We start from the raw sequence: 24306 nt of genomic DNA, 5'->3' as shown, positions 1-24306 counted from the left end.
CCCGCTCTCTTTCATCGCGTCCGTTCATCTCGGGCGAACCCTTGTACCGACAACTGGTTCAACACCTGCGCGGCGACATCATCCGCGGCGTATTCCCGGTGGGCTCTCAATTGCCCACCGAAGAAGAACTGGCCGAGCGCTTCACGGTCAGCCGCCACACCGTGCGCGAAGCCCTGCGGCAACTGCGCGCCGACGGCCTGGTCTCTTCGCGGCAAGGTTCGGGCACCACAGTGATGCCGCCGCAACCCAGCACGCCGTTCAATGTCCACCGGGTTGCCTCCATCGACGAACTGATCGCATATGCCACCGAAAGCCAATATGCGGTGGACAGCACCGATGTCGTCAATAGCGAAGACGTGACGTTCGACGAAGCCGAATTGCCGCCTCGGCAACGCTGGCTGCGCCTGCAGGGCTTCCGCCTTGGCAATGATCCCGCCTCCCCACCCATTTGCTGGACCGAGGTCTTCGTTGCCGCCGAGTATGCCGGCGTGGAACGCATGATGGGGCGGCAACGCGGCCCTATCTGGCGCCTGATCGAAGACATATACGGCGAACGCCTGGTAGAAGTCGAACAGATGCTGCGGGTGCGGCCGGTACCCGACGAACTGGCCGATGGCCTGCAAGTCGAAGCCGGCTCCAGCGTGGTCGAAGTGCGGCGCACGTACAAGAACACTTCGGACAAGGTCGCTGAAGTCTCGGTCAATCTCTATCCAGCTGACAAATTCCGCTTCAACATGAAGCTACGGCGGGCATAGAACCCGCTTGCACGCGGCTTCTTTCAGGGTAGCCCGGCGCGCGCCTGCCAAAGAAACTTGAGGCCCAGCGCGTTCACGTCGGGGCATCCGATCTGCCCCAGGGTCAGGTCCAGTTCGGTGCACAGAATATCCACCGCCCGCTGGGCGCCGGCAGCACCGAAGGCGGCCAGCCCATACGCCGCGGCCCGGCCCGCGAAACACAGCCGGGCGCCCAGGCTGAGCGCCACGGCGATATCCGAGCCGCGGCGTATTCCGCTGTCGAACATCACCGTCATGTGCGCGCCCACCTCATCTACCACCTCGGGCAGCGCGTCGATGGCCGCCACGCTGCGGTCCAGCTGGCGCCCGCCGTGGTTCGACACGATCACCCCGTCGATGCCGGCCGCGGCTGCCAGCCGCGCATCATCGGCGGCCAGGATGCCCTTCAGGACCAGGCTGCCCTTCCATTGGCGCCGCAAGCGCTCGATCATGGACCACTGGTGCGGCGCCGGCACTTGCGATGCATAGAACCCGGTCAGCTCGCGCGCACCGATGCCCGCGGGCGCATAAGGCAGGAAGTTCTCCATCACCGGTATGCCATGGCGCAGGTAGCGCGCCACCCACAGCGGATGCCGCAGTGCTTCCAGGATGACGGCGGGCGATGGCTTGTACGGCCGCACCCAGCCGCTGCGGATATTACGCTCACGCTTGGAATGCAGCGGCACATCGACCGCGATGACCAAGGTCTCGATACCCGCGCCTGCGGCCCGGGCCAGGATATCGCGCTCGATTGCCAAGTCCTTGCACGGATAGAACTGCAGCCAGCTTCCCGGCGCGTGGCGCGCCACCGACTCGATCGATGCATTGCTGGCGCCCGACAGGATAAAGGGGATGCCCGACTGCGCCGCCACCTTCGCCAGCGCCAGGTCGCCTTCTTGCCGCACCATGCCCAACATGCCCATGGGGCTGATGCCGAACGGCGAACGATACGTGCGGCCGAACACCGACACCTGCTGCGACCGCTCGGATATGTCCACCAGGCATCGCGGGCGCAGCTTGTGCCGCCGCAGGCGCGCGGGGTTCTCGGCCAGGCATTCCTCGTCGTCCGCGCCGCCCTCGAGATAGTCGTATATCACGCGCGGCAAATAGCGCCGGGCGCGAGCTTGCAGGTCGCTGATGCTTAGGCACCGCTGGATCTTGTCGGCCATGTTTGCTCCTACTTGCCGACGGCCGGTGACGCGCTGCGCTGCGCCCAAGTCGGCGCGCCAGCCATGTCGGCCTCGGCCACCAGGATCTCACGGCCCGCGGTGACATACAGGCGCCGTAAATCCGATCCGCCGTAAGCGCAATTGGTCGTCATGCGGCTGGCGGGCGCATCCAGGCGCAGCACCGGCTGGCCCACCTCGTCGAATATCCAGACCGCGCCCAGGCCCACATGACAGACGGCCACGCCGCCATGGGCGCCCAGCGCCATGCCATCCGGTCCGCCGCCGCCCGACATCTGGATATAGGTACCCACCTTGGTGACCGTGCCGTGCTTCTTCACCAATGGCACGCGCCAGATTGCATTGGCACGCGTAACCGCCAGGTAGACGGTGTCTTCGGCCAGGTTCAGCACCAGCCCGTTCGGGCTGGGCACATTGTTCAGCAGGCAATCCAACCGGCCATCCGCCGCCAGGCGGTACAGCCGGCCGGTCGGGTCGTGGTGGCCCGTCTGCCCCTGGTCGGTGAAGTACAGGTCCCCATTGCCCGCGAAGACCAGGTCGTTCGGCCCCTTGAAGCGCTGCACCAGGGCGCGGTCCAGGAACGGTTCGACAGTCCCCCTGGCCGGGTCGAACACCATCAGGCCGTTCTTGTTGTCGGCAATGAACGCGCGGCCATCGGCATGAAACGCCAGGCCGTTGGGCTCGCCATCGTATTCCAGTTCGCAACTGATCTCGCCCTGGCGGTCGATCTTGAACAGCCGGCCCCAGGGAATGTCCACGACCCAAAGGTTGCCGTGCGCGTCGAAGGCCGGCCCTTCCAGGAAAGCGGGAGTGTCGGCGCCGTGCAATTGCACGTCGATCCAGTTCGATTTCCTGCCGCTGATGTGAAAGCGCTGCGGAATGGAAGCGAAGACTTCCAACTTCTTTTGAGGAGGAGGTGCGTACATGGCGTTCGGCTCAGTTCAGTTTGATACCCAGTTCTTTCACCAACGGGCCCATCTGGGCGGATTCGGTGGCAATCAGCTTGACGAAATCGTCGGTTCCGATCCAGGTCGGGTCCAGGCCCAGTTCTTCCATCCGGGCCCGTAAATCGGGCATCGCCAATACGGCCTGCAAGTCGGCGGCAATTTTTTCCTGGATCGCCCTGGGCAGGCCCGCGGGCGCCATCAGCGCATGCCACATCGGGGCCGCCGAATTCTTGAAACCCAGCTCCCCCATGGTGGGGACGTCCGGCAGCGAGGGAATGCGCCGCGCGCTATTGGTGGCCAATGCGCGCAACTTGCCGGATTTCAGGAATGGCGGGTAGGCCGGCACGCCATCCAGGCCCGTTTGAATCTCGCCCGAGAGCAGGCCGCGCATGACGTCGGCGCCGGTCTTGTATGGCACGTACTGGACATCGACACCGGCATCGCGCAAGAAGCGTTCGGCGGCCAGCTGGACCCCGACATCGCCGCCGCCCATGGTCAGGCGGCCGGGCTGCTGCTTCGCCTGCGCGACGAACTCTTGCAGCGTCTTGGCCGGCAAGGTGTCATTGGCCACGACGATCAGCGGCACGGAGGCAATGACGCCGATCGGCGTGAAGTCGCGCCGGGGGTCGTACGACAGCTTCGAGAACGCGAACGGATTGACGGTCAAGGTCGAATTCATGGGCTGGAACAAGGTGTAGCCATCTGGCTTGGCGCGCGCCGCCTCGGCCGCGGCAATGGCGGTATTCGCCCCCGGCCGGTTGTCGATGACGATCTGCTGCCCCCAGCGCTCGCTCAGTTTCTGCGTGATATGGCGCGCGGCGGCGTCGGCGGTACCGCCGGCCCCGAACGGCACGATCCATCGCACGGCACGCGTCGGCCAGGTGGCTTCGGCGTGCGCGGTAGAAATATTCAAGGCCAGCAAGGCCATTACGGCCAGACGGAATGCGGACTGCATGGGTGTCTCCTTGGTTGTTGTTGTCTTCTGACTACGGAACTGCCACGCGCACCGGACACCGCGGGTGTCCGGCACCGGGTACCACCGGGAAAGCAAGGGCTAGCCCCGCAATGCCTTGGCCTGCCTGCCGTAGCCTGACGGGTCGACGCGGACATCGATCAGGCAAGGCCTTGCGCACTGAAATGCCTGGCGCAGCGCCGCTTCGTACTCGGCCTGTGTATGGGCGCGATGCGCCAACATGCCAAAGCCGCGCGCCACCGCGGCGAAATCGGCTTGCGGCCATGACACGCCGGCGTCGCGCATGCCACGGTCATGCTGCTTCAAGGCAATGAGCGACAGCGCCGCGTCGTTGAAGACCACCACGCAGAGCTTGCCCGCGGCCTGCGCGGCGGTGGCCAATTCGCCCGCGCACATCATCAGCCCGCCATCGCCGGTAAAGGCAATGACCTGCTCGTCGGGACAATGCAGCGAGCGGGCAATGGCAGCGGGCAGCGCATAGCCCATGGTGGCCAGCCCATTCGAGATCAGCGCGCCGCCGGGTGCGCGGGCCTGCCAGAACGCCATGGCCGAGAACATATGCGCCCCGGCGTCCACCGTCATGGCCGGGCGCGCCGGACCCGCGACGCGCATGGCGGTCTCGACCACATCCTGGGGAGACAATCCGGCCCCCGAGCCGGGATAGGCCAGCCGCGCCAGCATGCCGGCACGCAGCGCGGCGACCTCGGCGGGCGGCCAGGCAGATCCGGCATCCACCGCCAGCAAGGCCTGCAATCCCGCCGCGACCGGTCCGTACGCGCCCGCCGCGGGCCGCAGGTAGTGCACCGGGTGCGCAGCCAGCGCCACGTCGATCACGGGCGCACGGTAAGGCCATGGCTTGCCGATCAGCTCCACGGGATCCAGGCCGCACAGCACGATCAAATCCGCGCCATCGACACATTCGCGCTCAGCGGCGCCACCGGTGAAATGCCCGACCAGCCAACCGCATTCGTCGCTGACCAGGCCCTTGGCCTTGTAGGTCGTGAGTACCGGGCAGCGCAGGCGCTCGGCCAGCGCCATGACCTGGCTGGCCGCGCCGGCATCGCGCGCCTCCAGGCCCACCAGCAGCACGGGGCGCCTGGCGTCTTTCAGCAATTGCGCCGCATCGCCATGGCTGGCCGCCGAGGCGACAGCACTGGCCGTGGCCGCCGCGGGCGCGCACGCGCACGTTGGTACGGCTACCGTGCGCCTGGCCGCCTCGCTGGTCAGCTCCAGGTGCACCGGCCCCCAGGGCGGTGAACGCATTGCGCCGATCAGGTCCGCCAGTTCGCGGGCGGGGTCATCGGTGTCCAGCCGCGTGCTGGCTTTCACCACCGTCGAGGCCATCAGGCGCTGGTCGAACACCTGGTGCGTATCGTACGCGGCGCGCGCCGGCGCCCAGCCGTCGCTGATGAACAGCACGGGCGCACGATCCAGCGCCGCATGCGCGATGCCGTTCATGGCACTGGCCGTGCCGGGCCCCTGCGTAGTGACCACCACGCCGAACGCATGGCGAATCTCGGCGTCTGCCGCCGCCATCAGCGCCGCCCCCGTCTCGGTGCGGCAAAGCTGAAACGCGATGCCATGCCGATCGAAGGCCTCGATCATGTCCAGCGAGCTGCCCCCGCCCGGCACGCCGAAAGCCCGCCGCACGCCATGTGCCGCGCACGCCTGGGCGATCACGTCCGCCACCGTTGTGTTTTCCACGATCGCTACCTCAGACCTTCAGCACGAACGGATCCTGGATCTCGTCGCTGGTTTCACACCAGACGCTCTTGGTCTGCAAGAACTGGTCCACCGATTCCATGCCGTTCACCCGCCCGATCCCGCTCTGCTTGTAGCCGCCGAACGGCGAGTTGAATGCCATGGCACGGTAGGTGTTGATCCAGACGGTACCCGCCTGCAGGCGCCTGGCGATGCCGTGTGCGCGGCGCAGGTCGCGCGTCCATACGCCGGCGGCCAGGCCGAACTTGGTGCCGTTGGCCAGCGCCAGGACTTCGTCTTCGTCGCGGAATGACGTCACGGCCAGCACGGGCCCGAACACTTCTTCCTGCATGATCGGGTTGTCCGCCTTCAAGCGGTGCAAGATGGTGGGCTGGAAAAAGAAACCTTCTTCAAAGCCCGGCACGCTGGCCCGCTGGCCGCCATACAGGATCTCGCCCCCGTTATCGACTGCCCTGGCCACCATGGCCTGGTTCTTCTGCAGTTGCGCCGCCGTGGCCGCGGGCCCCATTTGCGTGTCCGCAGACAGCGGGTCGCCCAGCCTGATGGCGCGAGCCCGCTGCACCAGGCGGTCAACGACCTGCTCGTAAAGGCTTTCATGGATGTATGCCCGCGAACCGGCAATGCAGGTCTGCCCCGCGGCCGCGAAAATGCCCGACAGCACGCCAACCACGGCATTCTCGACCGGGGCATCCGGGAACACGATATTGGGGCTCTTGCCGCCCAGCTCCAGGGTGCAACTGGCCAGCCTGGCGCCCGCGCGCGCGGCGATGGCACGGCCGGCCGCATCGCTGCCGGTGAAGCAGATCTTGCCAACCTGCTCATGATCGACCAGCGCCTCGCCGGCTTCGCGCGCGCCCGTCACCACATTCAGCACCCCCGGCGGGATGCCGGCTTCTTCGGCCAGCCGGACCAGCTCGAATGCCGAAGCGGAAGTCACCTCTGACGGCTTGAGCACAATGGTGTTGCCGGCAGCCATGGCCGGGGCGCAACTCATGATGGACAGAAAGGTGGGCGAATTCCACGGCACGATCACGCCGACCACGCCTATAGGCTCGCGCAGCGTGTAATTCAACACGCTGGGGCGTTCCACGGGAATGACGCGGCCCTCGATCTTGTCGGCCAGGCCGCCGAAGTAGTACAGCCATTCCTTCACGACATTGGCCTGCGCCTTCATCTCGGCAAACAGCTTGCCGTTCTGCGCCGACTCGAGCCGGGCAATGCCTTCGGCATGGGCGGCGATCTTTTCCCCCCAGGCCATCAGCAACCTGCCCCGGCGCGTGGGCGAGGCCGCGCCCCATGGCCCCGACAAAGCCGCGGCGGCGGCCTGCACCGCCGCGTCGACTTCGTCCCGGGTGGAATCGACAAACCGGCCCCATTCGCGACCGGTAGTCGGATTGATGCTGGCGAACGAACGGCCCGTTGCCGATGGCAACGGCCTGCCTGCCACGTAGTTGTCGAAGACCCGGGAAGATGGCGTGTCAGTGTGCATGGTTGTCTCGGTGAATAGGCCCGGTTATCGATACCGCCAACCCGCTGGCAGCGGATGGCCGAAAACCGTACACCCATGTTTATTTGTTCGTACAACTTTAGACTAAAATGCCAAGACCGCGATGTCAAGGGTAAATTAGCGGGATATTTCTTGAAATCCCGATTTTCTTATTGTTTTTTTTGTACGTACTTAATGTCGTACGCAGGCACGGCGAGTTCGCCTCGGTGCTCGACCAAGAAGGTTCCGCCGAGGAACAAGCCGCGGCCGCGCCGCCCGGCAATCTTTACCGATCACACAAAGCTGACTTGCTCCGCGGGTGCATTGTTGGATGCCCCCCACCTTCTTAAGATTCCAGCCAGCCCGCATCATGCGTCGACGTGGTCGACGCGTCGCGATGCGGCAGCACATCAAGGGGAGCAAGCACATGAAAATCGCACCGGCAGCCTGGCGCGCAGCGTTCTGCGCCGTGCTGGGCGTGGGCATAGCCCAGGCCCAGACGTTTCCAGCCAAGCCCATTGAACTGACCATACTCTGGGCGGCAGGCACGGCGCCCGATGTCGTCGGGCGCGCGCTCGGCGAAGGCATGGCGCGCCAGTTGGGCCAGCCCGTGCTGGCCGTGAACAAGCCCGGCGCCGGTGGCGCGGTCGCCTATCGCTATGTGGCGAACCAGCCGCCAGACGGCTACGCGCTGATCATGAATTCCAACTCGATCTCGACCGCCTATCATTCCGGCACCTTGCCGTTTGACTACCATGCTTTCACGCCGATCGCGCAGGTAAGCATCGAATCGCCGATCCTGGTGGCACGGGCCGACGCCCCCTATAGCAACCTGGTCGAGTTGCTGGCCTACGCCAGGCAGCATCCCGGCGATCTGAAAGTGGGCAATTCCGGCGTCGGCAGCCATTTGCAGATTGCCTCTGAATCCTTTTTTGAACAGCAGCGCGTCGAGGTGGCTCACATTCCGTTCGCGTCTTCCATCTCGATCACCAATCTGCTGGGGGGCTATATCGACGCCTCGATGACCCTGCCCGGCTCGGTGGCGCCGCATGTGGCGGCCGGCACGCTGAAGGTACTGGGCGTGCTGGCCGCGCAACGCGATCCGACGTTTCCCCAGGTGCCCACTGCCATCGAACAGGGCTACGACTTCAAGGCGGACATGTGGCGCGGTGTCGCGGCACCCAAAGGGTTGCCCGACGATGTGCGGGCCAGGCTCGAGCAGGCCATCCGCGCCACCGTCGAAAGCGAGGACTTCAAGCGCCGCGGCCTGCAGAATGGCTTTCAGCCGGTCTTCCTGGAACACGCCGCATTCGACCAGACCATCGCCAAGGAAGATGCTGTCATCGCCACCGCGCTGGACAAGCTGGGCCTGAAGAAAAGCCAATAACCCCATGCCCGATATCCTGATCACCCGTGCCCACATCCTGTCGCTCGACCCTGCCGTCGGCGACCTGCCCCAGGCCGACATTCTGGTCCAGAACGGGCGTATCGCGCGGATTGCCCCGCGCATCGATGCGCCGGCGGCGCAGCGCATCGACGCGGCCGGCAATCTCGTCATGCCCGGCTTGATCAACGCCCATGTACACACCTGGGAGACCGCCCTGCGCGGCATAGGCGGCAACTGGGCCGGCCTGGACTATTTCAACTATTTCCACGGCCGGCTGGCACCGCTCTATACGCCAGAGGATACTTACCTGGGCACCCTGGCCGGCGCGCTGGCCCAGATAGATGCCGGCGTCACGACCATCTTCGACTGGTGCCACAACAACTCGACCCCGGCGCATACCGATGCGGCAATCGATGCCTTGCGTGCCAGCGGCATCCGGGCGGTGTTCGGGCACGGCACGGTCAAGCCGCGCCCGCGTCCTGGAGAGCGGCATTTTTCGGAAATCCCCCACCCCGTGGCCGAGATTCGCCGGTTGCGCCACGGCCCGCTGTCCGATGACCAGGCGCTGTTGACCCTGGCCATGGCGATCCTGGGGCCCGACTATTCCACGCTCGAAGTCTGCCGGCACGATTTCCGCGCGGCAATGGACTTTGCCCTGCTCAGCAGCGCGCATGCCTGGGGCCGGCCAGGGCGGCTGGTGCCGGGCGGCTATCGAAGCTTGGCGGCCGAGGGCCTGCTGGCGGGCCGGCACAATGTCGTGCATGGCAACTACTTCGAAGACGATGAACTGCGCGTGCTGCTCGACCACGGCGCGTCGGTGACCGCGACGCCCGGCGTCGAGATGCAGTTCCACGTACGGCGCCCCTTGAGCGGCCGCGTCCGCGCCCTGGGCGGCGCGGCGTCCATCGGCGTCGACAGCGAGGTGGGAAACAAGGGCGACATGTTCGACTTGATGCGCACGACCCTGCTGGTGGAACGCATGTATGCCAACCAGGATGCTTACGCGACCCTGCAAAACCGGCCTGCCGCGGGCGCGGCGATCGGCACCGGCGGATCGCCCATCGAGAAGACCGCCGTGCGCACGCGCGACGTACTCGAATGGGCCACCGTGGGTAACGCCGCTGCGCTGGGCATGTCCGATCGAATCGGCACGCTCGCGCCCGGCAAGCAGGCAGACCTGATCATGCTGGAGCGCCGCGGCCTGCATATTCTCTCGGCGCAAGACCCGGTGCAGGCGGTGGTGTCCTATGCCCAGCCGAACGACGTGTCGATGGTGATGATAGGCGGCAATATCGTCAAGCATCACGGCGCCCTGTGCCGCGCCGATCAGCTGGAACAATTGCGGCCTGCCGTGCTGGCGTCGGCCGAGCGCTTGCTGCGCGATTCGCAGGTGCCGATTGTCTGAGCGCCGATTGCCTAGGTCGCCTCGAAGGCCTGTGCCAGGTAGTCGATGAACTTGCGCAGGCGCAGCGGCAAGTGCGGGCGCGCGCGCCAGGTGGCATACAGGGAAATGTCGTGGCACGCGTAGTCGGCCAGGCACTCCACCAGCCGGCCGACGCGCAAGTCTTCTTCCACATCCCATAGTGCCTTCTGTCCGATGCCACGCCCTTGCACGATCCAGTCGTACATGACCTCGCCGCTGGCCGCCATCAGCGGCCCACTGACCTGCACCGACCTGATTTCACCGTTGGCGTACTTGAACAGCCACGGATCGAACGCGCCGCGCCGGCGCATCAGCCGGATGCAGTTGTGCCGCAGCAGGTCTTCCGGCACCCGGGGCGTACCGTGGCGCGCCAGGTATTCGGGGGTGGCGCAAATCAGCCGGCGACTGCTCAGCAGGCGGCGCACGACGATGTCCGGGTCATCGGGCAGGCCTGCCCGGACAGCCACATCGAGCGCATCGTCGATGACACTGAAACCGGTATCCGAAAGCATCAGCTGGATGGCGACTTCCGGATACTGCCGGGCGAAATCCCCCACCACCGGGGCAATCCGGCGCCGGCCGATCTGCATCGGTGCCCCGATGCGCAGCAGTCCCTGGGGCACGGTGCCCACCGCAGCGATCTCCGCTTCTATTTCCGCGACCGATTCCAGCACCGCCAGCGCGCGCTCGTGCAGCATCGCGCCTTCCTGCGTCAACATGAATTGCCGCGATGAGCGATGGAACAGCCGTGTCCCCAGGCGGGTCTCCAGGGCCGACAGGCGGCGGCTCATGACAGCCGGCGAACTCTGTACGCGGCGGGCCGCTTCCGACAGGCTGCCTGCATCCACCAACTGCCTGATCAGCCTCAGGTCGGCCAAATCGAAACTCATCGCGTGTTTTCCCCATTCTGCGATTGAACTTGCGCGGCGCTCGCGCCAACCCGCCGCCCTGCTCCGCACCAGGACCCTGCCATGACAAGCACAAGCTTGCCGCCCCATGCCTTGCCGACCTTGCGCCAGGCCGTTGCAGCCGGCATGCCGGTCTTTTTTCTGGTCGCCCTGGCGGGCGCTACCGACGCACTGATGGTATTGCACAGCATGCATTTGTTCGCCGTGTATGTTACCGGCGATACAGCAAAAATCGGCGTTGCCCTGTCCCAGGGAAGGCTTGGTGCCATCGTGCCCTTGCTGGCCGTCGTGCTGGTGTTCTTCGCGGCGACCACGCTGGCGGCATGGGCCGGCCGCGCCGCTGGCCGCCTGCGCGGCACGCTGTTGCTGGCGGCGTGCGCCGCACTGACCGCTGCGGCCGCCCCGCTGGCCGCCACCCCTTACCCGCTGGCCGCCATCTTGCTGGTGGCCGCGGCCATGGGCACGTTGAACCAGGTGCGCGCCGACGAAGCCGGCGTGACCTTCATTACCGGCACCCTGGTCAGGACCGGCCGGGCGCTGGCTGCGGGCGATTGGGTGGGCACCGTGATGGGGATGCTGCGCTGGGCCAGTTTCCTGGCAGGAGTCATCCTGGCCGCCTGGCTGGACGCGCGCCTGGCCCCGTATACGCTGGGCCTGGTGGCAATGGCGGCGGCCCTGGGTGCCGGGGCCGAGGCCGGATGGGCCTGGCGCGCACCACGCGCAAGCAAGAAGCGCAAAACAAAAGCGGCATAAGGAAGCTTCCCGCTTTCTTATGCCGCTTTCTTATGCCGCTTTCTTATGCCACGTACTGCTTACTGCTCGCTGCTTGGGCGTTATGCCCTTGGTTTTTTTACCGCTGGTTTTTGGCAGTTGAACTAGCCGCCCTACTGCAAAAACTTGGTGCGCCCGGCAGGATTCGAACCCACGACCCCTTGGTTCGTAGCCAAGTACTCTATCCAACTGAGCTACGGGCGCTGCAAAGAACGCGACTATAGCATCTTCTCGCCAACGCCGGCAAATCGCCTCGCCCCCCGCGGCAACGGTGGGCAGCCCTTGCCGTGGCGATTGCCGCCCCGATAATAGGCGGCATGGACAAGCCTCCTTTTCGCGTCGGTTTCCTGCTGCTGCCCCAGTATTCGATGATGGCCCTCAGTTCGGCCACCGAACCCCTGCGCTCGGCTAACTACATCACGGGCCAGCCCTTGTACGAGTGGTGCCTGATCAAGCCGGGCGCGGCACCCACGGCCTCGAGCAGCGGCTTCGAGATCAGCCCGCAGGCCGCGCTGGCCGGCGTGCCCGAGTTGGACTTGGTGTTCGTGGTGGCCAGCCTGGGGCTGGCTCAATACCGCGACGTCCGGGTGTTCGACTGGCTGCGGCGCCAGGCCGACACCGGCAAACCGGTCGGCGGCATCAGCCTGGGCACGCTGATCCTGGCGCGTGCCGGCCTGCTCGACGGCTACCGCTGCACCATCCATTGGGATTCGATGCGCGCCTTCGCTCAGGAATTTCCCCGGATCGATGTATGCCGCGATCTGTACTGCATCGATCGCCAGCGCCTGAGCTGCGGCGGCGGCACCTCGGCCATGGACATGATGCTGGATTTGATCGCCCGCGCGCACGGCAAACCCTTCGCGATGGAGGTCGCCGATCAATTCCTGCACACGCGCCTGCGTACCTCTACCGAAGGACAGCGCATGTCGGTGCAATGGCGCTATGGCATCGACGACCGCCGCCTGGTCAAGGCGCTGACGCTGATGGAACAGAACATCGAGACACCGATCCCGACCCATACCGTGGCCTCGCTGGCCGGGGTATCGGCGCGGCAGTTCGAGCGCCTGTGGCTGCAACACTTTGGCGCGACCCCCACCCGCTTTTATATCGGCTTGCGACTGAAAGCGGCGCAGAAACTGCTGCAGGAATCCACCTATTCCCTGCACGACATTGCGATGCAGTGCGGCTTTGCCAGTTCGTCGCATTTAGGACGTCAATACCGCCAATATTTTGGCCACACGCCAGGCCAGGAACGGAAATCAAGGCATTGATTCAACAGGATAAACAAGGGTTTCTTCTGGGCCAGCCCCTATCAGGCGGAGTCTGCCCGGGCGGCATGATGTCGCTTTTGTGCAGCAATTTGTCGGCTCCATAATACCGCCCCGGCCGCCGCCTTCCCTATAGTCTGGGGCAAGGGAGCAACCCCACTACAACGACATCGTGCCCCCGGGGCACGCACTGGCGGGAGACAACATGGATACCCTGGTATTTCTCTACGAGAATGCCGGCTTGATCGCGCAGCTGACCTGGCAACACGTACAGATCGTGGTGATCGCCGTGGGCGCGGCCATTTTGACGGGCGTGCCGCTGGGCATCGCCATTTCCCAGAACGAGCGCGCGGCGCGCCTGGTGCTGTACGTGGCCGCCATCACGATGACGATTCCTTCGGTGGCGCTGTTCGGGCTGATGATCCCGGTGCTGTCGCTGATCGGCCAAGGCGTAGGATTCCTGCCTACGGTCATTGCGCTGTTCCTGTATTCGCAATTGCCCATCATCCGCAACACATACACGGCCATCAGGAACTTCGACCCGGCGCTGCGCGAAGCCTCGCGCGGCATGGGCATGACCACCTGGCAGCGGCTGGCCCGGGTAGAACTACCCGTGACCGTGCCGCTGATCATGGCCGGCGTGCGCATGGCCGTGGTCATCAATGTGGGCATCGCAGCAGTTGCCACGTATATCGGCGCGGGCGGACTCGGCAAGCTGATCAGCCGCGGCATCAGCCAGTCCGATCCCCGCCAGCTCGTGGCCGGCGCCATCATGGTCAGCCTGCTGGCCATCGCTGCCGACTACCTTTTGGCCAGACTGCAACACCGCCTGACCCCAGCCGGCCTGCGCGACCCGCAGCACACCTGAACCCGCGCACCGCACGCCTGCAGGAATGCCCTCATGATCAAGATAGAAAATCTCGTCAAGCGCTACACCCAGGACAACACGGACTTCCTGGCCGTCGATAACGTCAGCATGGAAGTCGCTCGCGGAGAAATCTGCGTGCTGCTGGGGCCATCGGGCTGCGGCAAGACCACGACGCTGAAGATCATCAACCGGCTGATCGGCCCGACCTCGGGCAAGATCCATATCGACGGCCGCGACACCGACGCGCTCGACGTCGTGGAACTGCGCCGCAATATCGGCTACGTGATCCAGCAGATCGGCCTGTTTCCCAACATGACCATCGAGGAAAACATCGGCGTGGTGCCGCGCCTGCTGGGCTGGGACGCGAACCGCATACGCCGGCGCGCGGCCGAGCTGCTGGACATCGTGGCCCTCGACCCGTCGGTGTACCTGTCGCGCTATCCCAAGCAATTGTCGGGCGGCCAGCAACAGCGGGTGGGCGTGGCGCGCGCCCTGGCGGCAGACCCGCCCGTGATGCTGATGGACGAGCCATTCGGCGCCATCGACCCGATCAACCGTGAAACCATCCAGGACGAATTCCTGCGGATCCAGCGTGAAGTCCGCAAGACCATCATGTTCGTCAGCCACGACATCGACGAAGCGGTCAAGATGGCCGACAAGATCGCCGTGTTCCGGGCCGGCAAGCTCGAACAGTTCGATACGCCCGACCGCCTGCTGGCCGAGCCGGCCAACGATTTTGTCGCAGGCTTCGTGGGCAAGGACCGCACCTTGAAACGGCTGCGCCGCTATACCGCCGCCGATGCCCTGGCCGACGCCGGGCACCCTGCCGCCAACGGCGCGCATCCGGCCACGCTGCAGTGTTCCGACGACCTGCGCGTGGCGGTATCGCTGATGTACACGCACGGCGTCGACAGCCTGCCCTGCGCCGACCCGGCTGGCCGGATCGTGGGGCACGTCACCCGCCAGCGCATCGGCGAATTGCTCGGCACAGGGCAAGCCTGACCATGCTGGCCGACATTCTCAGCCACCAGGAAGACATTCTGTACCTGTCGCGCCAGCACATGCTGATGGTGCTGATCGCAGGCGGCCTGGCCATCGCGGTCGCCGTGCCGCTGGGCATCTGCCTGAGCCGGCCCTGGATGCGGCGCTATGCCGCGCCGGCGATGCAGTTGCTGAACATCGGGCAGGCCATCCCCAAGCTGGCGCTGCTGGCGCTGGCCATGAGCCTGATGGGCATTGGCGCGGGACCCGCCATCTTCGGCCTGTGGGTCGCCACCTTGCTGCCCATCGTGCACAACACCATCGAAGGCCTGGCCGCGGTACCACGCCACCTGGTCGAGGCGGCGCTGGGCATGGGCATGACGCCGCGCCAGATCCTGTTCAAAGTGGAATTGCCCAATGCACTGTATGTGATCTTCGCCGGCATCCGCACGGCCCTGGCCATCACGGTGGGGACCGCGCCGCTGGCCTTCCTGATCGGCGGCGGCGGCCTGGGCGAACTGATCTTCACCGGCATCGACCTGAACGACCTGGGCATGATGCTGGCCGGCGCCGTGCCCACCGCCCTGCTGGCCGTGCTGACCGACATGCTGGTGGGCACGGCGCAGCGCCGGATGCTATCGAAGGGCATCAATCCCGAACATTGACATCGCACGCCGCGCCTCGCGGCAACTTTGAAAACCCCGCGACAGACAAGGAGAGACAACATGAAAAGCATCACGCTGCTGCGCAAGCTGCTGGGCATTGCCGCCCTGGCCGCACCGCTGCTGGCAGGCGCCAGCCAGGCCCAGACCCTGGTGGTGGGCGGCAAGAACTTCACCGAACAACAGATCCTGGCCGAACTGACCACGCAATTGCTGGAAAAGCACGGCATCACTGTCCAGAAGCGCGACGGCATGGGCAGCACCGTATTGCGAACCGCCCAGGAAAACGGCCAGGTGGACGTGTACTGGGAATACACCGGCACATCGCTGATCACCTACAACAAGATCCAGGACCGCCTGTCGGCAGAGGACACATACCAGAAGGTCAAGACCCTGGATGCCGCCAAGGGCCTGGTCTGGCTGAACCCCTCGAAGGCCAACAGCACCTACGCGCTGGCCATGAACCGCGACCAGGCGCAGCAGCTCGGTATCGCCACCATCAGCGACCTGGCTCGCGTGATGGGACAAGGCACCAAGCTGACGTTCGGCTCGAACGCCGAGTTCTATGCGCGCGCCGATGGATTCAAGCCGCTGAGCAAGGCATATGGCCTGGACTTTCCGCGCGATGCCATCAAGCGCATGGACACTGGCCTGACTTATACGGCCCTGAAAAACCGGCAGATCGACATCGCCCTGGTGTTCGCCACCGACGGCCGCATTCCCGCCTTCGACTTCGTGGTACTGCAAGACGATCAGCGGTTCTTTCCGTCGTATGCGCTGACCCCGGTGGTGCGCCAGGCCGTGCTGGACGCCAATCCGCAAGTGGCCGAATGGTTGAACAAACTGTCGCACACGCTGGACGACGCCACGATGGCGCGACTGAATGCCAGTGTCGATGTGGACAAGCAGGCCATCCAGCAAGTGGCCCATGACTATCTGGCCAGCAACAACCTGATCTAGGGCGATCTCATGCCGGACTCCACCATCGCGGCGCCAGGCACCCTGCACGCCGCCGCGGCCCAATTCGACAGCATTCCGGGCGACCTGGACGCCAACTGCGCGCGCCATCTGGCGCTGATTGCCCAGGCGCGCGAACGGCACCTCGACTTGCTGGTGTTTCCCGAGCTGTCGCTGGTGGGCCATGGCGCCGGGCGCCACGCCCCTGAACTGGGGCTGGAACCGGGCCATGCCCTGATCCAGTCCCTGGCCGATGCGGCCGGGCCGGTACGCACTGTGTTCGGCTTCGTCGAAACGGATGCCGCGGGCCAGTATTACAACAGTGTGGCCACCGTGGGCGACGGCCGCCTGCTGCATGTGCACCGCAAAGTCAACCTGGCCACCTACGGCAGGCTCGACGATGGCAAGTACTACGCGCGCGGTGGCCTGCCCCGGGCGTTCACGCTGGACTCGCGCTGGAGCCTGGCCACGCCGATCTGCGCCGACCTGTGGAATCCTGCGCTGGTCCATGAATTGGCCTGCCAAGGCGCCAACGTGATGGCCGCACCGATCAGTTCAGGCCTGGAAGCCGTGGGCACCGGGTTTGATAATCCGGCCGGCTGGGCCGTGAACCTGCAATTCCACGCCATGACCTACGGGTGCTACCTGGTGATGGCCAACCGTACCGACACCGAGGACGGCCTGACCTTCTGGGGCGGCTCGCGCATTGTCGATCCGTTCGGCCAGGTCATCGCTCAGGCCGGGAATACCGCCACGCAACTGGTGTGCGCGCGCCTGGACCACGACACGCTGCGCAGGGCCCGCTTCCTGCTGCCCACGGTGCGCGACGCGCGCGACAGCGGCTGGGGCAGCCGCCTGGGCCGCGATCCATCCATGCCACTTTGAAGAGACCGCCATGACGGATTTCCTGCTCGATGACGCCGACCGTGCGTTCCGTGCGCAGATCAAGCGCTTCCTGCAAGACGAACTGGCCCCGCGCGCCCAGGCCATCGAAGACCGGCGGGACTGGGACGCCGTGAAGGCCGCGGTCCGCGCATTGGGGTCGGCAGGCTACCTGCGCTTGATGTTCGCCGACCTGTACCAAGGCCCGCTCGATTCTCCGGGGCTGACTCACGCCACGATCCTGTCCGAAGAAGCGGCCTATCTGAACTACGCATTCGAAACCACCATCGCCACTGCATTGAGCTGCGCCTATCCGCTGCACCGGCACGCCGCGCCGGCGGTGCGCGATCGCTACCTGCCCGCCATCCTGGACGGCGAAGCCATCGGCGCGATCTGCGTCACCGAACCCAATGTCGGCAGCGACTCGGCTGGCATGGAAACCCGCATCGACTTCGACGCCACCACCAGCGAATGGGTCATCAACGGCTTCAAGCGCTATATCTCCAACGCCTCGGTAGCCGATATCTACATTGTGTACGGCATCACCAACCCCGACGTGCCGGCCCAGCGCGGCATGAGCGCGGTAGTCGTACCGGCCGGGCAAGCCGGGCTGTCCTTTCCACGCAACTACGACTTCATGGGGCGGCGCGGGTGCATCGTAGGCGAAGTGGAACTACGCGACTGCCGCGTACCCGCCGACCACCTGCTGGGCGAACGCGATGGCGCCTTTCGCATCATGCTGGGCATGTTCAATTTCGAGCGCGCCATCCTGGGCGGCTCGGGGTTGGGCGTGGCGCGCAGCGCCTTCGATATCGCGGTGGCGCATGCGCAGCAGCGCGAGGCCTTCGGGCAACCGCTGGGTGCCAAGCAGCTGATCTGGGACTGGATCGCCGAGATGAGCTGGCGCATCGATGCCGCCGAACTCCTGACCTATCGCGCCACCAAGATGTACGACCGCGGGGTGCGCGGCAAGGACCTGATGAAAGAGGCCGCCATGGCCAAGCTGGTGGCCACCGAAACCGCCAACTTCTGCGCCGATCGCGCCGTGCAGGTCCTGGGCGGCGATGGCATCACCAAGCAATACGGCCGGGCCGAACAGATCTACCGCGACGCCCGCGCACTGACCATCGTGGGCGGCAGCTCCGAGATGGCCAAGTACCTGATCGCCAGCCGCGCCTTGCCCGGCATCAGGCCCAATCTGTGAACCCTTGCATCTCATCATGCTGACCATCAAGACTCTTTTCGAGCAAACCGTCGCCAAGTATCCGGACCGGCTGGCGCTTGCCTACCAAGACCGGCAATGGACCTACGCTCAATGGAGCGACCGGGTGCGCCGCCTGGCCCAGGGCTACGCGGACCTGGGCATCCGCCCGTCGGACCGAGTGGCCATTTTCATGAAGACGTCCGAGGCCACCGCCACCGCCTACCTGGCCTGCCAATTGCTCGGTGCCGTGGCGGTGCCCATGAACTTCCGCCTGTCGGCCGGCGAGGCCGCCTACATCTTGCGCGACAGCGGCGCGCGCGCATTGGTGTACGACGAATCGGTGCGCCCGCTGGTAGAACAGGCTGGCGCCACCCTGCCCGCCCTGGGGCTGTACATCCAGTCCGATGCCGACGCGGCGGCGGACGTGCCGGCCGATGGCCGCCACTGGGCCATGCAGGCCCTGATCGACGCCAGCCCTGAACGGCCGGAAGCCCGCCAGGCGCCCGCCGCGGACGATATCGCGGCACTGGTCTATACCTCGGGCACCACCGGCAGGCCCAAGGGCGTGATCCACACCCACGCCAACGACGTGGCGATCGCGGGAAACTGCATCATGGAATACGGCCTGACGCGCCACGACGTGGCGCTGCACATCGCCCCGCTGTATCACGTGGGCGGCATGCAGGCCTATTTCATGCCGCACCTGGCCGTGGGCGCGGCCAACATCATCCTGCCGCGCTGGGATGCGCTGGATACGCTGCGCGTGATCGAACGGCGGCGCATTACCACGCTGTTCGCTGTGCCCACGCAGATCCAGGACATGCTGTTCCATCCGCAGTTCAAGCGCATCGATACCCGCTCGCTGCGCATGATCACCACAGGCGGCGCGGCAATCCCGGCCGCCACCATGGCGCGTGTCATTGCCGAATTGTGCCCCAACATCTACAACGGCTACGGCATGACCGAAGCCAGCCTGACGCTGCTGCTGCACCCCGCCGACGCGCTGTCGCGCCTGGGTTCCTGCGGCAAGCCCACACTGATCAGCAGCTGCCGCGTCCTGCGCCATCGCGACAGCGGACCTTTGGGGCCCGATGACCTGGCCGAGCCGGGCGAGATCGGCCAGTTGGCCGTGCAAGGCCCACAGATGACGCGCGGTTACTGGAACAACCCCACCGAGACCGGCAAGAAGCTGCACGACGGCTGGCTATACACCGGCGACCTCTTCAGCGTGGACGAGGCCGGGTACTTCCACTTTCACGGCCGGGTCGACGACATGATCGTGTCCGGCGGCGAAAACATCTATCCGCGCGAGATCGAAGAAGTCCTGTACCGCTGTCCCGGCATACAAGAGGCCGCCGTCATCGGCATGCCCGACGCGCGCTGGGGCCAGGCCGTGACGGCTTTCGTCGTGCGCAGCGACCCGGTCCTGACGGCCGAGGCCATCCAGGAGTTCTGCCGTCACAGCAACGAACTGGCGTCTTACAAGCGGCCGCGCGCCGTCGTGTTCGTCGAGCGGCTGCCGGTGAACCCCAGCGGCAAGGTACTGCGTCGCGACCTGCCGGCACTGGCGGCAGCGGCACCGCCTGCCAACGCCTGACTGCCAGGCATCTAAGCCTCGCCCAGCGCCCCCCGCAGCCACCCAATGAACGCCAGGACTTGCGGGCCGTCCGTGCGGGCGGCCCCGGGCAGCGCCATCAATTCGCCCGGAAAGCGGGTGAACCCATGCGGTGCCACCAGGGTGCCATCGTCCAGCTCTTTGCGCACCAGGCGCTGCTCGACCAGCGCCACGCCCAGGCCCGACACGGCCGCCTCGATGCACAAATGCGCGTGCGGAAAGGTCAGTTCGCGGCCCAGCTTCAGGTCGATACCCGACAAGGCCTGCCACTGCGTCCAGGCGCTGGTGGTGAAGTCATGTGCAATGCGTGCGCTGGCTGCCCCCTTGGCGCGGTACCCGGGCGCGCACACCGGGCCGAAGGCCACCGCTGCCAGTGGCACGGCGGCGGCCCGGTCGGCCTGCGGATACGTGGCCAGGTCCCAGGCGATGAGCAAGTCGGCGCCCTCGCCCCGCAGTTCACGCGCCGAGGTCATGGACAAGCGGATGCGGATGTCGGGCCGCTGGCGATAGAAATCCCCCAGCCGCGGCACCAGGCAGCGCATGGCGAAAGTGGCGCTGCAGGCCACATGCAGGCCAGGATAGCGGGCCCGCTGCACGATACCGGCATAGCCGGCTTCCAGTTGGTCGAACAGCGGCTGCACCAGGGCATGCAGCGCCGCGCCGTGCTCGTTCAGGCGCAAGCCGTTGCCCTGCTTGTCGAACAGCGCGGCGCCGGCGTGGTCTTGCAGCAGGCGCAACTGCCGGCTGATCGCGCCATGGGTGCGGTGCAGTTCCTGGGCGGCGGCCGTGACCGAACCGGTGCGCGCAATGGCTTCGAAAACCTTCAGGGCGGACAAGGGCGGCAGGGATCGCATGGGTCTCGGCATGTTAGAAAAACTGACGAAACAAGCAGAATAACTCGATATCGCGATTTGGTCGGTTTGCGTAGCATGCATGGCATCCCCATCGACCTTGTAACGCAGGCACGCACCATGGATCCAAAGCAATGGAACGCTGTAGACAGCTATTTTGAAGAGGCGCTGCACCTGAACGATACCGCCCTGGAACACGCCCGGGACCGTTCGCGCGAAGCAGGCCTGCCGGCCCACGAAGTTGCGCCCAACCAGGGGCGCTTATTGCAGATTTTTGCACAGATGGTACGGGCCCGGCGCATTCTGGAAATCGGCACGCTGGGCGGCTATAGCAGCATCTGGCTGGCGCGGGCCTTGCCAGCCGGCGGGCAGTTGCTGACGCTGGAGCATGACCCCGCCTGCGCGCAGGTGGCCCGGCAGAACCTGGCCGCGGCCGGGCTGGCGGGCTGCACCGAGATCATCGTGGGCGACGCGCGCGACACCCTGCGGCGCCTGGTGGCCGAACGGGCCCCTGCGTTCGACATGATCTTCCTGGACGCCGACAAGGCCGACAATCCGCAGTACCTGGCCGGCGCGCTGGCGCTGGCGCGCGACGGCACGGTGATCGTGGGCGACAACATCATCCGCGGCGGACGCATAGCCGATCCGGAAGCGGCCGGCCAGCCCGATGTACGCGGCGCGCGCCGCTTCCTGGAAGCCCTGGGCCACGATCTGCGCCTGACCGCCACCGCCATCCAGACCGTAGGCAGCAAGGGCTGGGACGGTTTTTCGCTGGCGGTGGTGTCGCGTTGAAGCACGGTGCCGGGCGCAGGCACGACGGGCGGCTGCTCAGCCGCCATTCTGCCCGGGCTTGAAACCCAGCGCCTTCATCGCCGCGCCGATCGCTTGCGGCTTGTAGTCGTCCCAAGGGGCATTGCCCACATCCAGGCGCGTATGGATGTTGGCCACCGTCCAGTGGTCGCTGCTATCGAGGCGGCCCAGTTCATCCCAGGCCAGGGGCACGGAAACACCCATGCCCGGCCGCGCGCGGGCCGACCAGGCGGCCACCGTGGTGGCGCCGAAGCCATTGCGCAAGTAGTCGGCAAAGATCTTGCCGACGCGGTTCTTGGGGCCGCTCTTGGCCACGAACAACTGCGGCACCGTACGGGCAAGGTGCCGCACGATAGCCTGCGAGAAGTCCTTCACCACATCCCAGTCATACTGCTTGCGCAACGGCACCACGACATGCAGGCCCTTGCCGCCACTGGTCTTCAGCCAGGCATGCAGGCCCAGCTCGCGCAGCAGCACATGCACCAGTTCCGCAGCCTGGCGCACGGCCGGCCATTTCACTCCTGCGCCCGGATCCAGGTCGAACAGCATGCGGTCAGGCTTGTCGATCGACGTCTTGATCGCGTTCCAGGTGTGGAACTCGACCACGTTCATTTGCGCGGCCGACATGATGCCTTGCAAGGCGGCCACTTCCGCAAGGGGGGGATGGTCGGGATACAGGCGCTGCGGCAAGGACTTAATGCCCGGCATGGTGGCCGTCTCGGGATGCTTCTGGAAGAACAGTTCGCCCTTGATGCCGGACGGCGCGCGCACGAACGACACTGGCCGGCCGCGCAGGTGTTCCAGCAACAGCGGCGCCACCAGGCCGTAATAGCGGGCCAGGTCCAGCTTGGTCAGTCCGGTACTGGGGTCGATGACGCGCTCGGGATGCGTAAGCCTGGCCGGGCGCACGGCTCTCTTGGCCTTGCCTGCCTTTGCCTTGGCGGTGGCCCGTGCGCGGCCCGACTCGGCGGCAGCGGCACGTTGCCGGCCAGTGGGCGAGCCTCCAGAGCCCGCCGCGGTATCGGCTTCGATCTCGCGCGCCGCCATCGGGGTCTCGCGCCCGATGTCGCGCGGCGGTTTATCGCTGCGCAGGCCGCGAAACGACGCCTGCCGCACGTGGCCGGAAGCCGTCCATTCGGCAAAGGACACCTCGGCGATCAGCACCGGCTTGACCCAGTGCGCGCCGCGCGGCACTTTGGCACGGCTGTCCAGCGGGCTGTCCGGCGTATCCAGCGCCTGCAACTGGCGGGCCAGCGATTCCAAGCCTTGCGCATCGAAGCCGGTACCCACCTTGCCGGCATAGCGCAGCTTGCCGTCCTGGTCATGCACTGCCAGCAGCAGCGCGCCGAATCCCGAGCGCGAACCCTGCGGCAAGGTATACCCCACGATCACGAATTCCTGGCGCAAGGCGCATTTCAGCTTGATCCAGGTCTCGCTGCGGCGCGATGTATAAGATGAATCGCGCCGCTTGCCGATGATGCCTTCCAGGCCCATCTTGCAGGCCGAAGCCACCAGTTGGGCCGGCGTCGCTTCCAGGGTTTCGCTGAAACGCACGGCATCTTTCAGCCGGCCCGCGTTGGCGGCGATCAACTGGCGCAGCCAGGCGCGCCGCGCATGCAGCGGTTCGCCCCGCACATCGCGCCCGGCCACATAAGGCATGTCGAACACGTAATAGACGATGGCGCCCGTGCGCTCGCTTTCAAAAGCATTCTGCAACGCCTGGAAACTGGGAGCGCCGTTATCGGCCAGCACCACGATCTCGCCATCGATCCAGGCCGATGGCAGGTCCAGCTTGGCGATGGCCTTGGCCAGGTGCGCAAGCCGGGCGCTCCAGTCGCGGCCATTGCGCGTATACAGCCGCGCCTGGCCGTCTTCCAGGCGAGCCAGGATGCGATAACCGTCGTACTTCACTTCGTACAACCAATCATCGCCATCGCGCGGCGGCCGGTCGACCAGGGTAGCCAGTTGCGGCTTGAGTTCGGCGGGCAATTCGGCCGGCTTGCCGGGCACCGTGGCTTGGGCCTCTGCATCGGCACGAGCCGCCGCGGCAGTCTGCTTTTGCGGGATGGCCTGGCGCTGCTTGCGCAAGGGAACCACGCTGTCGGGCATTTCGTCGACGAGCGAGAACTCGTCTTCGTCGCGCGCGTGCTTATCGCGGTCTTTGATCAGCAGCCAGGGCGGCTGCTTTTCGCTTTCCCGGCCCTTCATGCGTATCAGGGCCCAGCGCCCCTGCATCTTGGCACCTTGCAAGTCGAACTTCAGATGCCCGTCGCGATAGCCCTTGCGCGCGTCACCCACGGGAACCCAGGTGCCTTCGTCCCAGATGATCACCTTGCCCGCGCCATACTGGCCCTTGGGAATCTCGCCCTCGAACTGGTTGTATGCGATGGGATGGTCTTCGACCTGCACCGCCATGCGCTTGACGGAAGGATCGTAGCTGGGGCCCTTGGGCACGGCCCAGCTCTTCATGGCGCCGCCCAGCTCCAGCCTGAAGTCATAGTGCAGCCGGCTGGCCCAGTGTTTCTGGATGACGAAGGCACGTGCCTTGTTGTTGGCCGTGCCGCCCGCGGCCGGCTCGGAGGTACGCTTGAAATCGCGCTTTTCGCGGTAGCGTTTCAGGGTATCGGCCAT

Annotated in this window: 21 protein-coding genes and 1 tRNA gene; 13 read left to right on the top strand and 9 right to left on the bottom strand. The window is 65.9% G+C overall.

The annotated features are described in order from the left end of the window. The first annotated feature begins 41 nt into the window (after positions 1 to 41). Positions 42 to 755 carry a GntR family transcriptional regulator gene (locus KW845_RS26595; RefSeq protein WP_218372404.1) on the top strand — a complete coding sequence of 238 codons (714 nt, stop codon included), beginning with the start codon at positions 42 to 44 and terminating at the stop codon, positions 753 to 755. 23 nt (positions 756 to 778) lie between these two features. On the opposite strand, the gene KW845_RS26590 is transcribed toward KW845_RS26595, so the two are convergent. The 5 genes from KW845_RS26590 to KW845_RS26570 all read right to left on the bottom strand — a co-directional run bounded on the left by KW845_RS26590 (position 779) and on the right by KW845_RS26570 (position 7091). Further along, on the bottom strand, positions 779 to 1942 hold the full coding sequence (locus KW845_RS26590) for an alpha-hydroxy acid oxidase (protein WP_218372403.1): 1164 nt from the start codon (positions 1940 to 1942) through the stop codon (positions 779 to 781). Positions 1943 to 1950: 8 nt separating this feature from the next. Next, positions 1951 to 2886 (bottom strand): SMP-30/gluconolactonase/LRE family protein, encoded by a 936-nt coding sequence (locus tag KW845_RS26585; RefSeq protein ID WP_218372402.1) that lies wholly within the window; start codon positions 2884 to 2886, stop codon positions 1951 to 1953. Between the two features lie 10 nt (positions 2887 to 2896). Continuing rightward, entirely contained in the window at positions 2897 to 3862 is a 966-nt protein-coding gene (locus KW845_RS26580; protein WP_218372401.1) for a tripartite tricarboxylate transporter substrate binding protein, read from the bottom strand. A 99-nt stretch (positions 3863 to 3961) separates the two neighbouring features. Continuing rightward, positions 3962 to 5584, bottom strand: a complete 1623-nt coding sequence (locus KW845_RS29775) for a thiamine pyrophosphate-binding protein (protein ID WP_218372400.1) — start codon at positions 5582 to 5584, stop codon at positions 3962 to 3964. Positions 5585 to 5594: 10 nt separating this feature from the next. Continuing rightward, positions 5595 to 7091 (bottom strand): aldehyde dehydrogenase, encoded by a 1497-nt coding sequence (locus KW845_RS26570; protein ID WP_218372399.1) that lies wholly within the window; start codon positions 7089 to 7091, stop codon positions 5595 to 5597. A 424-nt stretch (positions 7092 to 7515) separates the two neighbouring features. On the opposite strand from KW845_RS26570, the gene KW845_RS26565 reads away from it, so the two are divergent. Both KW845_RS26565 and KW845_RS26560 read left to right on the top strand, forming a co-directional pair. After that, positions 7516 to 8475, top strand: coding sequence for a tripartite tricarboxylate transporter substrate binding protein (locus tag KW845_RS26565; protein WP_218372398.1), 960 nt, complete (start codon positions 7516 to 7518; stop codon positions 8473 to 8475). 4 nt (positions 8476 to 8479) lie between these two features. Next, positions 8480 to 9880: an amidohydrolase family protein gene (locus KW845_RS26560; RefSeq protein ID WP_218372397.1), complete on the top strand. Its 1401-nt coding sequence runs from the start codon at positions 8480 to 8482 to the stop codon at positions 9878 to 9880. Between the two features lie 11 nt (positions 9881 to 9891). Here KW845_RS26560 and KW845_RS26555 read toward each other — a convergent pair whose 3' ends face one another. After that, positions 9892 to 10788 carry a LysR family transcriptional regulator gene (locus KW845_RS26555; protein WP_218372396.1) on the bottom strand — a complete coding sequence of 299 codons (897 nt, stop codon included), beginning with the start codon at positions 10786 to 10788 and terminating at the stop codon, positions 9892 to 9894. A gap of 81 nt (positions 10789 to 10869) precedes the next feature. On the opposite strand from KW845_RS26555, the gene KW845_RS26550 reads away from it, so the two are divergent. Next, positions 10870 to 11559 carry a DUF1275 family protein gene (locus tag KW845_RS26550; protein ID WP_218372395.1) on the top strand — a complete coding sequence of 230 codons (690 nt, stop codon included), beginning with the start codon at positions 10870 to 10872 and terminating at the stop codon, positions 11557 to 11559. Positions 11560 to 11704: 145 nt separating this feature from the next. Here the strand turns inward: KW845_RS26550 and KW845_RS26545 are convergent. Further along, positions 11705 to 11781, bottom strand: a tRNA-Arg gene (locus KW845_RS26545). Between the two features lie 113 nt (positions 11782 to 11894). Here KW845_RS26545 and KW845_RS26540 point away from each other — a divergent pair. From KW845_RS26540 to KW845_RS26505, 8 genes are all read left to right on the top strand, one after another. After that, on the top strand, positions 11895 to 12848 hold the full coding sequence (locus KW845_RS26540; protein ID WP_218372394.1) for a GlxA family transcriptional regulator: 954 nt from the start codon (positions 11895 to 11897) through the stop codon (positions 12846 to 12848). Between the two features lie 202 nt (positions 12849 to 13050). Further along, positions 13051 to 13713 (top strand): ABC transporter permease, encoded by a 663-nt coding sequence (locus KW845_RS26535; RefSeq protein WP_218372393.1) that lies wholly within the window; start codon positions 13051 to 13053, stop codon positions 13711 to 13713. Positions 13714 to 13746: 33 nt separating this feature from the next. After that, positions 13747 to 14715 (top strand): ABC transporter ATP-binding protein, encoded by a 969-nt coding sequence (locus KW845_RS26530; RefSeq protein ID WP_218372392.1) that lies wholly within the window; start codon positions 13747 to 13749, stop codon positions 14713 to 14715. 2 nt (positions 14716 to 14717) lie between these two features. Beyond that, positions 14718 to 15359 carry an ABC transporter permease gene (locus KW845_RS26525; protein ID WP_218372391.1) on the top strand — a complete coding sequence of 214 codons (642 nt, stop codon included), beginning with the start codon at positions 14718 to 14720 and terminating at the stop codon, positions 15357 to 15359. A gap of 60 nt (positions 15360 to 15419) precedes the next feature. Then, positions 15420 to 16316, top strand: coding sequence for a glycine betaine ABC transporter substrate-binding protein (locus KW845_RS26520; protein WP_218372390.1), 897 nt, complete (start codon positions 15420 to 15422; stop codon positions 16314 to 16316). A 9-nt stretch (positions 16317 to 16325) separates the two neighbouring features. Continuing rightward, a complete protein-coding gene (locus KW845_RS26515; protein ID WP_218372389.1) occupies positions 16326 to 17198 on the top strand; it encodes a nitrilase-related carbon-nitrogen hydrolase in 873 nt (290 codons plus the stop codon). A 10-nt stretch (positions 17199 to 17208) separates the two neighbouring features. Then, the gene (locus KW845_RS26510) at positions 17209 to 18399 is read left to right on the top strand and encodes an acyl-CoA dehydrogenase family protein (RefSeq protein ID WP_218372388.1); all 1191 of its coding nucleotides are present in this window, start codon (positions 17209 to 17211) and stop codon (positions 18397 to 18399) included. A gap of 16 nt (positions 18400 to 18415) precedes the next feature. After that, positions 18416 to 19996 (top strand): class I adenylate-forming enzyme family protein, encoded by a 1581-nt coding sequence (locus tag KW845_RS26505; protein ID WP_218372387.1) that lies wholly within the window; start codon positions 18416 to 18418, stop codon positions 19994 to 19996. 11 nt (positions 19997 to 20007) lie between these two features. On the opposite strand, the gene KW845_RS26500 is transcribed toward KW845_RS26505, so the two are convergent. Continuing rightward, a complete protein-coding gene (locus KW845_RS26500; protein ID WP_218372386.1) occupies positions 20008 to 20868 on the bottom strand; it encodes a LysR substrate-binding domain-containing protein in 861 nt (286 codons plus the stop codon). Between the two features lie 117 nt (positions 20869 to 20985). Here KW845_RS26500 and KW845_RS26495 point away from each other — a divergent pair, with 117 nt between their 5' ends. Continuing rightward, the gene (locus tag KW845_RS26495) at positions 20986 to 21657 is read left to right on the top strand and encodes an O-methyltransferase (protein WP_218372385.1); all 672 of its coding nucleotides are present in this window, start codon (positions 20986 to 20988) and stop codon (positions 21655 to 21657) included. Positions 21658 to 21693: 36 nt separating this feature from the next. Here the strand turns inward: KW845_RS26495 and ligD are convergent, their stop codons facing one another. Beyond that, positions 21694 to 24306 carry a DNA ligase D gene (gene ligD, locus KW845_RS26490; RefSeq protein WP_218372559.1) on the bottom strand — a complete coding sequence of 871 codons (2613 nt, stop codon included), beginning with the start codon at positions 24304 to 24306 and terminating at the stop codon, positions 21694 to 21696.

The sequence above is a fragment of the Bordetella sp. BOR01 genome, from assembly GCF_019218885.1.
Taxonomy (GTDB): Bacteria; Pseudomonadota; Gammaproteobacteria; order Burkholderiales; family Burkholderiaceae_B; genus Bordetella_A.
This window is presented reverse-complemented; position numbering and strand designations above follow the sequence as displayed.

Bases quoted from the DNA above. Each gene is read 5' to 3' on its own strand.
- KW845_RS26525 (WP_218372391.1), top strand. From the start codon at position 14,718: ATGCTGGCCGACATTCTCAGCCACCAGGAAGACATTCTGTACCTGTCG.
- KW845_RS26580 (WP_218372401.1), bottom strand. From the start codon at position 3,862: ATGCAGTCCGCATTCCGTCTGGCCGTAATGGCCTTGCTGGCCTTGAAT.
- ligD (WP_218372559.1), bottom strand. From the start codon at position 24,306: ATGGCCGATACCCTGAAACGCTACCGCGAAAAGCGCGATTTCAAGCGT.
- KW845_RS26505 (WP_218372387.1), top strand. From the start codon at position 18,416: ATGCTGACCATCAAGACTCTTTTCGAGCAAACCGTCGCCAAGTATCCG.
- KW845_RS26555 (WP_218372396.1), bottom strand. From the start codon at position 10,788: ATGAGTTTCGATTTGGCCGACCTGAGGCTGATCAGGCAGTTGGTGGAT.
- KW845_RS26540 (WP_218372394.1), top strand. From the start codon at position 11,895: ATGGACAAGCCTCCTTTTCGCGTCGGTTTCCTGCTGCTGCCCCAGTAT.
- KW845_RS26560 (WP_218372397.1), top strand. From the start codon at position 8,480: ATGCCCGATATCCTGATCACCCGTGCCCACATCCTGTCGCTCGACCCT.
- KW845_RS26550 (WP_218372395.1), top strand. From the start codon at position 10,870: ATGACAAGCACAAGCTTGCCGCCCCATGCCTTGCCGACCTTGCGCCAG.
- KW845_RS26530 (WP_218372392.1), top strand. From the start codon at position 13,747: ATGATCAAGATAGAAAATCTCGTCAAGCGCTACACCCAGGACAACACG.
- KW845_RS26570 (WP_218372399.1), bottom strand. From the start codon at position 7,091: ATGCACACTGACACGCCATCTTCCCGGGTCTTCGACAACTACGTGGCA.
- KW845_RS26585 (WP_218372402.1), bottom strand. From the start codon at position 2,886: ATGTACGCACCTCCTCCTCAAAAGAAGTTGGAAGTCTTCGCTTCCATT.
- KW845_RS26590 (WP_218372403.1), bottom strand. From the start codon at position 1,942: ATGGCCGACAAGATCCAGCGGTGCCTAAGCATCAGCGACCTGCAAGCT.
- KW845_RS26500 (WP_218372386.1), bottom strand. From the start codon at position 20,868: ATGCGATCCCTGCCGCCCTTGTCCGCCCTGAAGGTTTTCGAAGCCATT.
- KW845_RS26565 (WP_218372398.1), top strand. From the start codon at position 7,516: ATGAAAATCGCACCGGCAGCCTGGCGCGCAGCGTTCTGCGCCGTGCTG.
- KW845_RS26535 (WP_218372393.1), top strand. From the start codon at position 13,051: ATGGATACCCTGGTATTTCTCTACGAGAATGCCGGCTTGATCGCGCAG.
- KW845_RS26515 (WP_218372389.1), top strand. From the start codon at position 16,326: ATGCCGGACTCCACCATCGCGGCGCCAGGCACCCTGCACGCCGCCGCG.
- KW845_RS26520 (WP_218372390.1), top strand. From the start codon at position 15,420: ATGAAAAGCATCACGCTGCTGCGCAAGCTGCTGGGCATTGCCGCCCTG.
- KW845_RS26510 (WP_218372388.1), top strand. From the start codon at position 17,209: ATGACGGATTTCCTGCTCGATGACGCCGACCGTGCGTTCCGTGCGCAG.
- KW845_RS26495 (WP_218372385.1), top strand. From the start codon at position 20,986: ATGGATCCAAAGCAATGGAACGCTGTAGACAGCTATTTTGAAGAGGCG.